This window comes from Laspinema palackyanum D2c (assembly GCF_025370875.1).
GTDB lineage: Bacteria > Cyanobacteriota > Cyanobacteriia > Cyanobacteriales > Laspinemataceae > Laspinema > Laspinema palackyanum.
Genome location: NZ_JAMXFD010000026.1, coordinates 40293 through 56383, shown reverse-complemented (window position 1 = coordinate 56383; position 16091 = coordinate 40293). Strand labels below are relative to the sequence as shown.

The 16091-nt window shown below is 49.5% G+C and carries 10 protein-coding genes and 1 pseudogene; 6 read left to right on the top strand and 5 right to left on the bottom strand.

Annotated features, from left to right (window positions below):
- Positions 1–65 precede the first annotated feature (65 nt).
- The gene (locus NG795_RS22630) at positions 66–1331 is read left to right on the top strand and encodes a protein kinase domain-containing protein (protein WP_367290897.1); all 1266 of its coding nucleotides are present in this window, start codon (positions 66–68) and stop codon (positions 1329–1331) included.
- A gap of 117 nt (positions 1332–1448) precedes the next feature.
- On the opposite strand, the gene NG795_RS22625 is transcribed toward NG795_RS22630, so the two are convergent.
- The 4 genes from NG795_RS22625 to cimA all read right to left on the bottom strand — a co-directional run bounded on the left by NG795_RS22625 (position 1449) and on the right by cimA (position 7828).
- Positions 1449–1670: a DUF4327 family protein gene (locus NG795_RS22625; RefSeq protein ID WP_015149823.1), complete on the bottom strand. Its 222-nt coding sequence runs from the start codon at positions 1668–1670 to the stop codon at positions 1449–1451.
- Between the two features lie 1218 nt (positions 1671–2888).
- Positions 2889–4502, bottom strand: coding sequence for an NB-ARC domain-containing protein (locus tag NG795_RS22620; RefSeq protein WP_367290896.1), 1614 nt, complete (start codon positions 4500–4502; stop codon positions 2889–2891).
- Between the two features lie 279 nt (positions 4503–4781).
- Positions 4782–5867, bottom strand: coding sequence for a DUF3419 family protein (locus tag NG795_RS22615; protein WP_367290895.1), 1086 nt, complete (start codon positions 5865–5867; stop codon positions 4782–4784).
- Between the two features lie 329 nt (positions 5868–6196).
- Positions 6197–7828, bottom strand: a complete 1632-nt coding sequence (gene cimA / locus NG795_RS22610) for a citramalate synthase (RefSeq protein ID WP_436836080.1) — start codon at positions 7826–7828, stop codon at positions 6197–6199.
- Positions 7829–8413: 585 nt separating this feature from the next.
- On the opposite strand from cimA, the gene NG795_RS22605 reads away from it, so the two are divergent.
- The 3 genes and pseudogenes from NG795_RS22605 (at position 8414) to NG795_RS22595 (ending at position 10941) form a co-directional block, all read left to right on the top strand.
- Positions 8414–8752, top strand: a complete 339-nt coding sequence (locus NG795_RS22605) for a 2Fe-2S iron-sulfur cluster-binding protein (protein WP_367290894.1) — start codon at positions 8414–8416, stop codon at positions 8750–8752.
- Between the two features lie 209 nt (positions 8753–8961).
- Positions 8962–9942, top strand: a pseudogene (thiO, locus tag NG795_RS22600) (glycine oxidase ThiO); the annotation flags it as partial.
- Positions 9943–10134: 192 nt separating this feature from the next.
- Positions 10135–10941: a thiazole synthase gene (locus NG795_RS22595; protein WP_436836081.1), complete on the top strand. Its 807-nt coding sequence runs from the start codon at positions 10135–10137 to the stop codon at positions 10939–10941.
- A 269-nt stretch (positions 10942–11210) separates the two neighbouring features.
- Here the strand turns inward: NG795_RS22595 and NG795_RS22590 are convergent, their stop codons facing one another.
- The gene (locus NG795_RS22590) at positions 11211–11858 is read right to left on the bottom strand and encodes a PEP-CTERM sorting domain-containing protein (RefSeq protein WP_367290893.1); all 648 of its coding nucleotides are present in this window, start codon (positions 11856–11858) and stop codon (positions 11211–11213) included.
- A gap of 1223 nt (positions 11859–13081) precedes the next feature.
- Here NG795_RS22590 and psb34 point away from each other — a divergent pair.
- Entirely contained in the window at positions 13082–13261 is a 180-nt protein-coding gene (gene psb34 / locus NG795_RS22585; protein WP_367290892.1) for a photosystem II assembly protein Psb34, read from the top strand.
- A gap of 262 nt (positions 13262–13523) precedes the next feature.
- The gene (locus tag NG795_RS22580) at positions 13524–15719 is read left to right on the top strand and encodes a tetratricopeptide repeat protein (RefSeq protein ID WP_367290891.1); all 2196 of its coding nucleotides are present in this window, start codon (positions 13524–13526) and stop codon (positions 15717–15719) included.
- Positions 15720–16091: the final 372 nt, after the last annotated feature.

Sequence of the window (16091 nt, the reverse complement as noted above, 5' to 3'; positions counted from 1 at the left end):
GCCGGGGTTTGGGCTTTCGGTGCGCCTTTAGATTGTGCTTCGATCAGGTTTAAGGCTAAGTTTCAATGATGTTTCAAGGAGTTGCCGAAGTGGTTACTCTGGTTTTGGTAGACGACACGAATTCTCCGATTAAACAGTGGCGGTTTGACAATGCTGATGTGATTCGCATTGGCCGATCGCCTGAACAGAATGATCTAGTGCTTGATGATCCGGTCGTGTCTCGCCTGCATTTGGAGTTACATCTGACCCAGGATAGCACTCACGGCAAAGTCTGGCAGTTGATCAATTACGGGACCAATGGCTCGTTTGTCAATGGTCACCCGGTCCAGCAGTCGCGCCTCAGTAATGGGGCGCTGATTCAGTTAGCCCGAGGAGGTCCACTGTTAAAGTTTATCCTGGAAGCCCAGGCTTCCCCCTCTTCCCCCTCTCCCCCGGCTTCCCCGGTTTCCCCGGTTTCCCCGGTTTCCCCGGTTTGCACTCATGCCAATAATCCTCCCAATACCCTGTTCTGCATTCACTGCGGCGCGCCGATTCTGGTGGAACGGCAGATCCGAGAGTATCAAGTTTTGAAAACTTTGGGTCAAGGGGGAATGGGTACAACTTATCTGGCATTCGTTCCTCCCGAGGAAAATAACCCCCGTCCCAAAATGTTGGTGTTAAAGGAAATGAATGCGGATATGACCCGGATTCCTAAAGCTCGGGAATTATTTGAGCGGGAAGCACGGATCCTTAAGGGGTTGAATCATCCTGGGGTACCGCAGTTTTATGATTTTTTTGTGGATGAGGGCAAAAAATATCTGGCAATGGCGATGATCCACGGTCAGGATTTGGAACAGCGGGTTTATCAGCGCGGTCCGGTTGTGTTATCTCAGGCGATCGAGTGGATGATTCAAACTTGTGAGGTATTGGAGTATATTCATGCCCAAAGTCCGCCCATCGTTCACCGGGATATCAAACCGGCTAATTTGATGGTGCGGACGGTGGATAATCGAATTATCGTGCTGGATTTTGGCGCGGTTAAGGAAATTGGTACGCCCTTGGGTACTTGTATTGGCGCACCGGATTATACGGCACCGGAACAGAACCGAGGTGAGCCATTAACTCAGTCGGATCTTTATGCGATCGGTGCTACGTTGATTTTTTTACTCACTGGGGAGAGTCCTCAGAAGTTTTTTGAGCTTCGCGGTTCGGGCTATGGGTTTAACCTCAAAGGTGATCCGCGCATTACTTCGCAAGTCCGAGAGACGATTGAAAAGGCTACCGAATCCAAACCCAGCGATCGCTATCAAACCGCTGCACAACTCGCCCGGGCTTTATCCCAGTGTTTATAAATAGGGATATTCGGGAGAACAGATGAGCGAAAACCCTCAGATCTAGATGGGCTAAACGATCACAGATTAGGCGATCGCTCCTCTGTTTTTTTCCCGGTTATCCTGATTCTTAAGCTTCTACTCGTCTTCTTCCCAGGTTTCTACCGCTAGGAGGTGAACCACCGGATCTTTCATTGAAAAGCCAAATTCAAGTAATTCTTTTTTCCAGTACGCCCATTCATCTCCATAGAGAAAGGCGATTTTCCAGAGGCTATCTGTGGGCTTGAGGATTTTTGATTCTACTAACGATCGCACCTGACGCTGTAATTTATCCATCGAGTGACAAACCTGCTGGGTCATAATACCTCTTTAATTTTCCAAAAACTTCTAACAACATACAATTGCTTTCCAATCTTTTTACCATACTTCGCAAGGTTTTATTCGCCATCCTCGTAGAGTTGACGGTGGATTTTTGCTAGACGGCTCTGCCGTTCCAGCGCGAAGTTTGGGGTTTCCGCTTCCAGACCTCTTTAAAAAAGTGCCTGCATTTTTTACCATCAGTTTCAGCTAGTCAAGTTCGTTAGACCGTTGAGTCGGTTTGGCATCGGCCTTGACACACTTCCAGCCGAACAGGGTATATAATCCGGAGATTTGCACGGTTTGTGTAAACCACCTGAAGCTAAGGAAACGTTTTGAACCATTGGAAAGTCCTTTCTTTTTGCTCTGGCCGATATTCTAGGTGAATTGGGAGGAATGATCATCGGTTCTCGACTATCAAAAATGTCGATCCACGCTATCTTCGCTATCTGGACTGAGCGGCAGTTCCCAACTTCAAGCAGTTGAGTGCCGGTTCGGAAAAATCCTAGATTCGGTAATCGGTGGGAAAGCTACTTTATATCTTTTATCGTAGCACGCGGCTTTTGGCAAGTCTATTTTTTATTTTTTTTTCCGAATCGCCTAATTTCAGATTCCTGTGGGCCTTTAACCTAATTCCCGATTCCAGTGGTCCGGGCTATGAGCAAACCCCTAACCCTATCGGTTCCGCTTGCCCAGGATGGCGATCGCATCGAGCCGAGTCAGGCGGGAGGCCCTTGCTTCACACTCCGCAAGTCTCCACATTTTGGAAAAGATTAAACTTGTTGGGGCTACCTACCACCGTCAGCAGCGAGATCGGCTTCCTCCCGGATAACCAATCAATCTCCAGGGCGATCGCAGCGGAGCGAAGTCGAACTTCTTGATCCGTGAGTTCGCTTTGGCGCTTGCTATGGGTACGGAATTGGGTTTGATTTTTAGTGGAGAGTTTTTTCTCTACTAAAGTAGTTTATCACAAATTTTCCCAATTGTTTGGCTTTATTGGGGAGATGGGGAGATGGGGAGGATGGGGGACTCAAGCATTCGCCCTTTTTCTCTCCTCTGAGGGTAGGGCCTCAGAGGAGAGGGAGAATCCTCCACGTTTTTTGAGGGCGGGAGGGGACTGGAAGTAGATGCATCAAAAATTAGGCAGAACAAGGCTTTCGGCTTCCCCCTTCCCGGGAAATGGGTTGGGGGCTTGTCTCTTGAGCGGTCGAGGGCGATCGCTTATTTTTTCTCCGGTTGGAGGGATTTCAGGAGACTCTTGACATTTTCCCGGCTATAACCCACTTCTAGGGTCGGTTCTCCTTGCAAGAGGGTGTCAATTTGGGTTAAATAATCGACGATCCGACTTTCACTGCGAATCGTGCGTCGGAGGCGATCGCCTAGGGGCGTAATCATCTGAGAGAGTTGTTCCTGTTGAACCTGGGGCTTGGCCGACGATTGCACCAGAGCATGGCTGCGGAACAGCAAAAATTTTTCCGGCTTTTTGGTGTTAAAAACCTCGTGTAATTCATCAAAAATTTGACTCATCAAAGCGGTGGTTACATATTCCAACAAAACCGGCGGCAGGGAAAATAAGGCCCGGTCAGGGTCGGCTATTTTTTCAAGCAGCGATCGCCGTCCTAGAGAAGCCACCGCTTCTAATAATTCCTGCAACGGCACCGGCAATAACAGAGTCCGACGCAGATGCTCCAGGGATAAAGGTTGACGCTCGATCGCCAGCCAATAGAGAATTTCTTTTTCTAAGGTGGACAAGCGCTCGCACTGTTGGGCGAGCAATTCACCGATTTCCCCAAACACTAACGTGCCATGTTTCAGAAAGGCTGCAACTTGGCCCCCAAATAATTCTTGAATTGTCCGCGCCGCAATTTTCAGTTCTAAAGGATTCCCTCGATATAAATCACATAAATTGGCCCAGGCCGGTTCGGGAATCAATCCTTTATCTTTTAAAATTTGAGTAGATGCCTCTACATTTAACCCCGTCAATTGTAGAGAGCGAACGGGCAAATAATCCCCTTCTTGTAACGTGATTTCCTTGGGATTTTCCCAACTGGTCATCAGCACACAGCTCTTGTGGGGTTGGCAGGCGAGCCGTTTAAAAAAGTCTCCATACTCTTCATAACCGTCGCGATACTGTCCCGAGAGTTCACCCCCTTGTAACAGGGTTTCCACCCCATCCAGGATTAATAAACAGCGATGACGGCGACAATATTCCAGGAGTAGGGAGATTTTATCATGGAGTTCCGGGACGGAATTAGGCCCCTGATGAGGGTAGATCAATTTGAGTAGATTGTCCAGGAGGTCTCTCAGCGGTGGACCCTGATGCAAATTTCGCCAGAACACCGCATCAAATTGATCTTGGAGTTGGTGAGCCAGTTTGACGGAGAGTGCAGTTTTGCCCATCCCTGCCATCCCCAAAATGGACACCACCCGGCACTCTTGCTCTAAAATCCACTCTTCCAAGGTAGCGAGTTCGAGTTTTCGCCCATAAAAAATCGAACTATCCGGTGCCTCTCCCCAATCATAGATGGATTTAACACAACAGGCGGACCCATTCTGGAGTCCATGACTGTTCAAGGTTGTCCCGGTCTGATGGACCTGATACTCGCTGACCAGAATCTGTTGTAATTTGGCCATTTTACCGGGTCCAGCGCCCCCGATTTTAAATTTTTTGTACACTTCACCGAGTCGTTTGCGGACCGCTTCGGGTCGAATGCCCAGGTTAATGGCGATCGCGGCTATGGATTCACCATGCAGCGCATAAGATAAGACCTGAATTTCTGAGTCCGAAACGCCCCGTTCGACGGTTACCACTTTTAAAAAGTCTTGCGGAATCACAGCAGTTCTCTCACCCTTATGTAACGACGACTGTTGCCTTGGTCTTAGATGCAAATAAGTGAGCTTTTGTTCACTCCCAATTTTATCTCGCTTCAGTGAGAAAACAATAGAGTTGTGGAGAATTTGCCTCACTAAAATGAGTTAAGGACCCAGGGCCTTCGACTACACAGCCGTCCAGAGGGGGTGAAGTGGGGATTAATTCAGGGTGAAGTCCGGGTCTAGGGTTCCCCGGGGCAGGCGATTTTGGGTCCCCATCACCCAGCAGCGATCGCCACATCATCAGGCAAACCCAACCACCACCTCTTCATAGAGATAAGAGCGTTCCATTTCTAGTAATCTAGCGCTCCATTCCCGATCCACCTGCAAAGACTGGCCCATCAGCGCCCCTAAATCATAATGGCCCTGGAGTCGGCGTCCGATTAAAGCGCCACCGGGATTTAAGTAGTGCGTCATCTTGGCGATCGCACCCCCTAACTCATCAGGGGCCATCCCATCCCCAAAATTTGACATAGAAATCAAGTCAAATCCGCCCGATTGACCCAGTTCCACAACTTTTTCTAAAAACTGACCGCCATGCAATTTCAGACGCTGGGTACCCAGGGCCAAAATCGTCCCTTGAGCAAGATTTTGTAAATAAACCGGCACCCCTTTTAACCCCTCAGCGTAAGAGTTGGCAAACAGTTGGGTCATAAAATAATTTTCTTGGGGAGGCATCTTATTGAGGGCCACGGCCAACCTCTGAGCAAAATGCTCCCCAAACGAAAGTCCCTGCCACCCCTTCACCGGAATTTCTCCAAAAACCTTCACCAACTCCTCGGGAGTGAAAATCGACTCAACCCAATCTTGCCACCCGGGATGAGCAAGACTTTGGGTTGGATTTTGTAGCGGATCCAACCCTAAAGCCGAAAATTGGGCCGCTAACTGAGTCGTCAGGGTCTCAAATCGGCCTACCTGATTGATTCCCTGGGCAATCTGTTCGAGTCGCGCATCCCAGAAGGATAACGTCGCTTCCGGCAGATAGGGCCGCAATTCTTTGTAGAGGTCCAGTCGTTCCCGACTGTGAGTGGTGCGATCGCCCCCAATCAGCGCCATCTGGTCCAATAATGGTAAGTGCAACAATGCCTGACGGCGTAACTCCACTAAATGCAACTGCGCCGGATTACTATCCACCGCTTCAATTTGTCCCACCATTGGCGACGCCAACAAACTCAACGCCGTGCAACCCCCAGAGGCAACCACTAAAACTCGTAATAAATTTTCCTGGCATTCTCCCAACCTTTCCGCAACCGAAAGTTCAATGCGAGGATCTTCGGGAACCTGAGAAAAACTGATTTCAGAGGCAGTGGAATTTTCTAAGCGCTGCATGAGGGCTAAAATCCTAGACGATCAAGAATCACTTTAATTATTATTCCAGTCCCAGGCAGCTACGGGACCGTTTGTGACAGTTTGACAAGTGACTGACCCCGTGATTCTCCCCCTTAATTTATTCTCTATCCAGAGATAGATCCAAAATATGCCCACCGTCATACCGTGAAAAAATGACCCTTAAATGCGATTAGGGAACTTCACAAAATAAAATCCCCAAAACGTTCGTAGTGACTCCTTGATTGAGACCTCTTCAAGAAACCCCTGAAGGGGTTACTACGAACGTTTGGATGATTGATGTTGTTCAATCCCCTTAATTGAATATCATTCTAAGAAACCGCTACCACTTCCTTACCTTGGGTTTGCAGAATTAACCCATATTCCAATCCTTCCACCACCGCTTGATAAGAGGCTTCAATAATATTGGTAGAAACCCCAACCGTCGTCCAGCGTTGATGACCATTGCTCGATTCCACTAAAACCCGAGTTTTGGCCGAAGTTCCCGCTCCCCCATCCAGAATTCTCACCTTATAATCCGTGAGTTGGAAGTCAGCTAAAGCCGGATAAAAATTAACTAGCGCTTTCCGCAGGGCGGCATCTAAGGCTGAAACTGGACCATTGCCTTCAGCCGCTTCTAAAATATTTTTGCCATTCACTCCGACCTTAACCGTTGCCAGAACATTCGTCATTCCTTCGAGTTGTTCGCAATGGACGTGAAAGCCTTTAATTTCAAAAAACGTCTGGCGATCGCCTACTGCTTCATGCATTAACAATTCAAAACTCGCTTCCGCCGCCTCAAATTGATAGCCCTGATTTTCCAACTCTTTCAACTTCTCCAAAATCTGCCGACATTTTGGATCTTTTTTATTCAGGTCAATCCCAAAAGTCGCCGCCTTTGCCAAAATATTACTCATTCCCGCTTGGTCCGACACCACAATTCTGCGCTTATTGCCAATTAATTCCGGTTGTAGATGTTCATAAGTCAAGGGATTGCGCTGGACCGCAGAAACATGAATTCCCCCCTTATGAGCAAAGGCTGAAAGTCCAACAAAAGCGGCATGATCATCCGGGGCGAGATTGGCGACTTCGCTGATATATCGACTGGTTTCTGTGAGTTTCACCAAGTGACTCGGGTCGATGCAATCATAGCCCAATTTAAGCTGGAGATTAGGAATTAAAGAGCAAAGGTTGGCATTGCCGCAGCGTTCACCATAGCCATTAATTGTGCCTTGAACCATGCGAACTCCTTCGAGAACCGCAGTTAGGGCGTTGGCAACGGCAGTTTCTGCGTCATTGTGGGTATGAATGCCAAAATTGATGGGGATATCGGTATTTTGGCGGAGGGTTTGAATCACGGTGCTGGTGATTTGGCTGATTTCATGGGGTAGGGTGCCGCCATTGGTATCGCAGAAAACAATCCATTCCGCACCGGCGGCGATCGCTGTTTCTAGGGTTTTTAGCGCATAAGCGGGATTGTGTTTGTAACCATCAAACCAGTGTTCGGCATCATAAATCACCTGTCGTCCCTGACTCCGCAAAAACTCGATGGTATCGCGGATCATCTCCAGGTTTTCTTCCAGGGTGGTATTGAGTCCTTCAATCACATGAAGATCCCAGGATTTGCCAAAAATGGTCACCCAACGGGTCCCGGCAGAGAGAATCGGCTGTAACATGGGGTCCTCTGCTGCCGTTTTTCCCGGACGACGGGTGGAACAAAAAGCCACAGGTTCGGCGTTTTGTAGAGGTTCTTCTTTGAGTCTCCAGAAAAACTGCACATCCTTGGGATTGGCCCCAGGCCATCCGCCTTCGATAAATGGGACTCCCAGGCGATCGAGGCGGTGAGCAATTCGCAATTTATCCTCGATAGACAGAGACATCCCCTCGCGCTGAGAGCCATCTCTTAAGGTGGTGTCGTAGATCCAAATCCGGTTGGTGCTATCTGCGTTCATAGTTTTGGTCATTTGTCATTTGTCGTTAGTCATTGGACAGGGGAGATGGGGAGGATGTTTGTAGTAACGACTTCAGTCGTGATCCGGTGTTCGTAGTAACGACTTCAGTCGTTTCCGGTGTTCGTAGTAACGACTTCAGTCGTTCTCTTCATTTCGTAGTAACGACATCTTGCGCCATTCTCAACACCGGCGGGGGATAAATCCCCCGCCTAATAGCTCAAGTCGTCTAAAGACGACTGCAAGCCTGATACAGTGGTGTTTTCAGTCGGATTTATCCGACTTTAGCTGTTAGGCGGGGGATTTATCCCCCGCCGGGTGTCGCCACTGCTGCAAGATGTCAGTTTCAACCGACTTTAGCGGTTAGGCCGCCAATCGTTTTAACTCCCGCCGGGTGTTGCCTCACCAGGAGGGGCTTAAGCGCCTGTTTGGGAACTGGAGGATCCGGACAGGGGTGCGTTACTTGGCGTCCGCCAAGTAACGAGGTAACGACTGAAGTCGTTACTACGAACATCCTCCCGATCCTCCCCATCCTCCCCACTCTCCCCTTCTCCCCAAAAAGTGTAAAAATAGAGAGTGAAATGCTTTGAGTGAGTTGAGATGCCAAAAGTACAAGTGGCGGGAAAGACCTTACAGTGCGATCGCGGGGCTAATCTCCGGCAGGTTTTGTTAGACAATGGGATTGACCTGTACAATGGCAAGGCCAAATTGATTAATTGTCGGGGCCTGGGTAGTTGTGGCACTTGTGCGGTGGAGATTGAAGGAGAAATCTCGGCTCCCAATTGGCGAGACCGAACTCGGCGATCGCTCCCTCCTCATTCTCCCGCAAAAAATCTCCGATTAGCTTGTCAAACTCAAGTTTTAGGTGATGTAAAGTTGACAAAATATGACGGCTTCTGGGGACAAGGGGAAAATCCGGTCTGGACAGCAGAAGGTTAAGGCTGGAAGGGCATTGATTATTAAGAATTAATAATTTCAGCGCAGCTTTTTCTCAGATTGGCAAAGCATTCGTCTAAATTATATCCTGCTTTCTTCGGATTCATTAAACACCACGGAGTGCCATATCTGGTAAAAATTTAACCTAATCTTCACCGATTGCAACTTGACAAAAATCCGATTTTTATAAAAAAAATTACCCTAATTTTTTAATGAAGACATCAAGCGACATCATTATTATTGGCGGTGGCATTATCGGTCTATCCATTGCCATTGACCTGAAACTGCGCGGGGCATCGGTGACGGTTTGTGCGCGATCGCTGCAGGAGGGGGCAACCTATGCCGCAGCGGGAATGCTGGCCCCGCAAGCGGAGGCGATTCCCCCGGGACCCATGCTGGATTTGTGCTTGCGATCGCGATCGCTCTATCCGGACTGGATTAGCAAAATAGAGGACCTCAGCGGCGTCTCCACCGGCTATTGGCCCGGGGGTATCCTCGCCCCAGTTTATGAACCCGTCCCACCAGGGACCCCCGCCCCCACGGATTCAGAATTTCCCGCCACTTGGGTTGACAAATGTCACCTGGACCTGTACCAACCGGGTTTAGGTGAGGCAGTCCTGGGCGGGTGGTGGTATCCCGAAGATGGACAAGTGGATAATCGCGCCCTTGCCAATGCGTTATTAAAGGCTGCCCGAGAATTGGGAGTGGAGATTCGTGAGGGGGTCATCCTTGAGGGGATAATCCAGCGACAACAGCAGGCAGTCGCCTTGCGGACAAATCAGGGAGAATTACACGCCTCCCATTATGTCCTGGCAACGGGGGCCTGGAGTCATCAACTCCTGCCGATTCCGGTTCATCCTAAAAAAGGGCAGATGCTGTCGGTGCAAGTCCCGCAGAATTCCCCGGTGCCCCCTCTAACGCGGGTCTTATTTGGACCGGAAACCTACATTGTTCCGCGACGGGATGGCCGGATTATTATCGGTGCCACCAGTGAGGATGTGGGGTTTACTCCGGGTAACACTCCTGGGGGAATCCAACTCTTGTTAGAACGAGCGATGCGCCTCTATCCGGTTTTAGCGGATTATCCGATTAGTGAATGTTGGTGGGGATATCGACCGGCGACCCCGGATGAATGGCCGGTTCTGGGTCCGAGTGCGATCGCCCATTTAACCTTAGCCACAGGTCACTATCGCAACGGGATTTTACTCGCACCGATTACCGCTTCCCTGATTGCCGATTGTATTCTCCAGGAAAATACCGATCCCCTGCTGCCACACTTTAATAGTCAGCGATTTTTGACCTCTTATGCTCAACCGAACCCATCTACCATGACTAATTCTCTCACCTACGCCACTGCCAAACCCTCTGTCCCTTCTCCGGAATCTTTGTTACAGCAGTTAGATCAACCTGTAACCATTGCGGGGCGATCGTTCCAGTCGCGCTTGATGACGGGGACGGGTAGATATCGGTCAATGGAGGAAATGCAGCAAAGTATTATCGCCAGTGGTTGTGAAATCGTGACTGTGGCGGTGCGTCGGGTACAAACCAATGCACCGGGACATCAGGGATTAGCCGAGGCGATCGACTGGAGTAAAATCTGGATGTTGCCGAATACTGCCGGATGTCAAACCGCTGAGGAAGCGATTCGCGTGGCCCGATTGGGTCGAGAAATGGCTAAACTTTTGGGCCAAGAGGAGAATAATTTTGTCAAATTAGAGGTGATTCCCGACCCGAAATATCTGTTACCGGACCCGATCGGGACGTTGCAAGCGGCAGAACAATTAGTCAAAGAAGGCTTTGCGGTGTTGCCTTATATTAATGCTGACCCAATGTTAGCCAAACGCTTAGAAGAGGTGGGTTGTGCTACAGTGATGCCTTTGGGGTCACCGATTGGGTCCGGACAGGGAATTAGTACCGCTGCGAATATTGCGATTATTATTGAGAATGCTCAAGTGCCGGTGGTAGTGGATGCTGGGATTGGGGTCCCTTCCGAGGCCGCCCTGGCGATGGAGATGGGGGCGGATTTGGTCTTGATTAATAGTGCGATCGCCCTCGCCCAAAATCCCGCAGCAATGGCCAGAGCTATGGCCCAAGGAGTAGAAGCCGGTCGTCTGGCCTATCTCGCCGGTCGTATTCCCATCAAATCTGCCGCTAGTGCTAGTTCACCCCTGACCGGCACGATCGCCCCTTGATAGATTGAATTTCCCACCCTCTATCTGTAGCGTTACTCAAGACATAGACATCGGGTTTCTGGACCTTGCTTGCCAAACCATCAGAAATGTTGTCAAGAAACCCGGTTGTCTTCCCGTTCCTGTACCCAGGTTTTTGGATAGAAGACGGGGAACTGGGGAAAAATCCCTTAACGGATGATTACCCTAAAACAAGCAAATCGCTAGAGGCTCTAACCCATAGCGATTGACCTGTTAAAAGCTAGTTCACGATCACCCTAGCCGATCAATCTTTAGCAGGAGGTCGATTTGCGACGACGAGACAGGGAGAGTCCACCACCGACTACAGCCAAACCGAGCAGAGTAGCGGGTTCGGGAACTGGCTCGGGGTCAACTGTGCCACCGCCACTCGCGAAGTACAAGGAAGCATGAGATAAATCTTGGGGGTTGCCGTTTCGAGGGTTAAGAGAAACACCCAAGGTATCGAATACACCTGACCAGCTAGTGACTCCACCGAAATCAAAGTCTTTGAACAGATAGGAGCTAAAAGCAGTGCTGCTCTTGAGGTTCAAGATAAATGTAGCCTTGTTGAGAACTTCGGGTAGGGTAAAACTCCACTCGCCGTCCGTTGTTTCGGGTGCACTCAACCAGGAATCACCCTCATTTTTTGCAGCGAATGACCAAGTTTGAGTGGGGTTATAATGGTCGTTGAACAGAACACCACTATTCAAGTCATCGAGGAAGCTGCTGTTCGTGTCATTACCGGCAAAGGCTCCTTCACAAGCGGTATATGGGACACCTCCCAATGACACCTCATCTGTCTCTGTACAGCTTAACCCTGTGAGTGTCAATCCGGCAGATGCTGGGGCCACAGCAATCATGGAAACGAACCCTGTGGTGACTAAAGCAGAACCCAATACTGTAGAAAAATTAAGTTTCATCTGAGCAAACCCTCCTAGTGGTCCTTATGTATCTGAATCCGGCGTGAGATGGGGGGGGAAGTTCGTTTGTTATTGCCTGTTCCCCTTATGCTTTTTAGATTAACAACCCCTTGAGGACTTGTCTATACTCACTAGCCTAACTTTACCAAGGCTTTATAAAGATGATACCCGGTGTAAAGTTGCGTTGAAGCACTCTTCAAATGGGTTTGGGTTCAGACTGCCCCCATTGTTTCAAGAAGACCCACAATCAGAGCTGAGTCTCCATAGCCCAGGGTCGCTCTGGCATTCCTTCCTGATACTCAAAGGACTAAAGCAGCCTTAAACTTTCGGTCTACAGGTATCCCAATTACCGGAATCATACCTTATCCCTATAGGAATCACACCCTATCCCGGGTATCTAACTTTTTTTAACGGCAGCCGAGGCGGAAGATTTTCCATTCAGTGTTCTTGGCTAAAGGTCCCCGCTTTTTCCTGGGGTTCTGAATATTAAATAAGGCTACCTATAGCTTTTTTTTAGATAACTTTGCCTGATGAGCCGACGGAAATCAAGAGCCTACCTTTTATACATATTCGGGGTATTTTGTCAAGGGGTGTGAGGGGATTCTCTACTCCGATATGAACGGCGAGGCAATTTCCAACCCTTGATGGGACACTAAGCCAATGGTTAAGTAGAGAGGGTTCTTAAATTTGGCTTCGGGAATGGCAATACCTACGCTCTCTCTATCTATAACGATAAGGACCGGGCAGTGTTCCCAGAGGTCTGGGGGAGATGGGGAGGATGGGGGAGATGGGGAGGATGGGGAGGATGGGGAGGATGGGGAGGATGGGGAGGATGGGGGAAATTGTTCGTAGTAACGACTTCAGTCGTTCTCTTGTGTTCGTAGTAACGACTTCAGTCGTTCTCTTGTGTTCGTAGTAACGACTTCAGTCGTTTCCGCGTTACATGGCTTTTAGGCCATGTAACGCCCTCAACTGAGGCTCTACCTCCAGTCCCCAAGCAGGTAGGTGGTAGACTCTCCAATTGCTCGTGTGATGGCTTAATCCATGACACGAGCGCAACGACTGAAGTCGTTACTACGAACAATTTCCCCTATCCTCCCCATCCTCCCCATCCTCCCTCCAAGATTTGGTCGTTCATAAAATTGATGATGATCTCGGGATCAATCTTTGCCGCCATCTGATAGAGTAAAACTAGGTAGGTAGAAAGACTGAGGTTTTAACAAATGCCCTATAGTGAAGATGAAGGCGGATTGCTCAATAATTTTGCAAAAGAGCCGAAAATGTACACCGCCACCCCCCCAACGACCACGGAAAAACGGAACTACGCGGTCCAGGCGGTTTTGGGCCTTTTATTAGTCAGCGGTTTATTGGTCTTAACGGCCTTGATTTCTAACCTCAGCTAATTAGAACAGCCTTTTTAAACCTCTTTTATGAACTGGGGGAGACGACTGAAGTCGTCACTACGAACAAAGGGAAACGACTTCAGTTGTTTCTGAATGTTTGTAGTAACGACTTCAGTCGTTTCTTCTGGGAATTTGTCCGGACGATCGCCCAGGTGTTATCCCTCCTGAACCTTTGAGGAACTCCTGGAAAGAGTATCTGTTCACGCCGACTTTGCCTCTGGAGTTAAGTGTTCAGTCTACCCTCGGCAGAGTTTGTATCCTTATGCCCTGCACTCGTGATCCTGATACGATGATCGTAACGGATATTCTTCCCCTAACAGTTTTGGACGTTAATCGGCAAACCTACAAGCAGCTTAAACTGGCGCTGAGTCTGAATTTACGCCGTCAAATCTTTGTGGCGGTCTGTGATGACTTGCCTCTGCGAAACCGCTTGGCCAAAGGTTTAGCTGCGGATTTGAAAGCAGATTGTGAAAGCGGGGAAGTCCCGGAGAATGGCGGGGGGAAAACTCGCCAATCGGAATATCCTCGATTGGTCAGTTTGGAGTTAAATCTTCAGGACCCCAATCCAGTCGCCCAAATTGAGGCATGGATCACTCGTCATCCTCTACCGGATCCGCGATCGCCTTTGCCGGTGTTTCAGGTCCTAGGATTAGAAAAATTAACCAAGGCGACTCCTACGGTGCAATGGTCGTTTTTGGCGGATTTAGAGGCGAGTGAGGGCCGCTTGAGTGATCCCGGCGATCGCCTGTTTTCTTGTAGTATTTTACTCTGGGTCTCCCGTCCCTGGGGTCGAACCATTGCCCAATCTGCACCCCAATTTTGGCATTGTCGCACGGGACTCTTTGAGTTTGAGGGCGAACCCACCCCCGTGGCCCAGTCTCCAGAGTACAGTCAAACCACCATTGAAGCATCCCCCGTCATCCCCCGATTACCCCAGGAAAATCCCCCACCGCGACCATTACTCCCATTAGAACAATCCCACCGAGAGACAGAAGGCGACTACCGCCCCCTAAAAACCCCCACCCCCCTACTCACCGCCCCATCTCCCCCTTCTCCCCCCAAACCTCCAGCAAAGCTGGTGGAATTAGTCTGGGCCACAGTTAATGCACGAATCAGCGCCGATGTCAAGGCAGAAGTAGTGCCTTCTGGGTCCAATGCCCTCCCCCTCCAACTGTTGGAACAGGTGGAACATCTGCACTGTAGCGGGACCTCTCGGGGGGAACTGGCCCATGCTTATGTAAAATTGGGGTCGTTTTATCGGGATGGGTTATCCCAGGGAAGTAGTGGGAGTCAAAATGGGGCGACTGTCGCCCCGGAGTTGTTGCCGCAATATCTGACCCTAGCGATTCTGGCCTACGAAGAGGCGATCGCTTTGATGGAGAAGGATGCGCCGGAGTGGGGGGATTTGGCCAATGACTTGGGAAATTGTCACTGGATGCGATCGCGCTATCGATCGCAACCGCAGGAGAAACTACCGGACTTATTCAAGGCCGTTGAACTCTATCACCAGGGGTTGCAACATCTGGATGTCCAGGCCCAACCCTCCGTCTGGGCGCGGATTCAGAATAATTTAGGGGCAGTCTATAGCGAATTGGCCCGGTATCAAGACCGTCAGGAAAATTTACAGCGTTCCATCCTGGCCTACCAACAAGCCTTAGACTATCGCAAAGGGGAAGCCGGTGGGGATATGCGGCCTTATGCCGCGACTCAGAATAATTTGGGAACCGCCTATTGGAACTTGGCCCAACATCGGGATGCGGTGCAGAATTTAAAACAAGCGGTTTCGGCCTATAGTGAAGCGTTGCGTCATCACTCGCGATCGGAACAACCCTTAGAATATGGGATGATTCAAAATAATTTGGGGACAGCCTATTGGAATTTAGCGCAATATGAAAAACCCAAAGATTATCTGATGCTGGCGATCGCCGCTTATCAAATTGCGTTAATGTATCGGACAAAACAGACCGTTCCGGCGGCTCATGCTGCGACTCAAAATAATTTGGGAACCGCCTATTGGCATCTAGCCAATCACTCGCAATCGGAACCGGAACTGCGGGTGGAATTTTTAACTGAGGCGATCGCCGCCTACGATGCAGCCATTACCTTGGGACAAACCCTCTGTCACCAGGCCGGGAGTCAGTCTTCTCCCCAAAAAATACTAGCCTTTGACTTGATTGCCGCTCATACTAACGTGGGATTGGCTCATTATCAACTGGTGACCCAAACTAACGCCATTCCTGATGCCACCTGCCGCGCTCAACATCTCCATGCCGCCCTGGATCATTATATCCAAGGGGCGACTGCGACTCAAGACCAACCGGAACGCCATCAAAATGCCTGGGCCTATATTGTCCAAATTGTCCGCACCATTTATGCAGAATTTGGCATTGAGGGCCAAACTCGGGCATTATCGCGAGTCCCCGGTCCCCTGTTAAGCGAACTCATGCGCCGCTTGTAACCCAGTTTGGCTTATCTCTCTTTGAAGGTTGACAATTGTTAATAGCTAACAGGTTTAACAGACGGGAGAGACCGGAACCGAGGGGATACCTGTACAAGGAAAACCCCCAAGGTCATAATTCAAGAAGTGAACAATTAAAGCCAAGAATTGGGGAGATGACCCGGCGATTTTTGGAAAACAGAACAGGTATAAACTCAACTCGAAGGATGACCCAGAAGATTGCTATAATAATCACCAAAGAATAATGGGATTTTAATAAAGAAGAGGGGGTCAGAGCCAGCCAACGGGCAAACCCCCGCCAAAATCGGTCAAGCAATTGGGAAGCGAGCAAATTCTAAGGGCAGCGGAGGAGAACGCTAAAAAAAACGGATC

Coding starts and splice junctions, on each gene's coding strand:
- NG795_RS22630 (WP_367290897.1), top strand. CDS start 66: ATGATGTTTCAAGGAGTTGCCGAAGTGGTTACTCTGGTTTTGGTAGAC.
- NG795_RS22625 (WP_015149823.1), bottom strand. CDS start 1,670: ATGACCCAGCAGGTTTGTCACTCGATGGATAAATTACAGCGTCAGGTG.
- NG795_RS22615 (WP_367290895.1), bottom strand. CDS start 5,867: ATGCAGCGCTTAGAAAATTCCACTGCCTCTGAAATCAGTTTTTCTCAG.
- cimA (WP_436836080.1), bottom strand. CDS start 7,828: ATGACCAAAACTATGAACGCAGATAGCACCAACCGGATTTGGATCTAC.
- NG795_RS22605 (WP_367290894.1), top strand. CDS start 8,414: ATGCCAAAAGTACAAGTGGCGGGAAAGACCTTACAGTGCGATCGCGGG.
- NG795_RS22590 (WP_367290893.1), bottom strand. CDS start 11,858: ATGAAACTTAATTTTTCTACAGTATTGGGTTCTGCTTTAGTCACCACA.
- psb34 (WP_367290892.1), top strand. CDS start 13,082: ATGCCCTATAGTGAAGATGAAGGCGGATTGCTCAATAATTTTGCAAAA.
- NG795_RS22580 (WP_367290891.1), top strand. CDS start 13,524: ATGCCCTGCACTCGTGATCCTGATACGATGATCGTAACGGATATTCTT.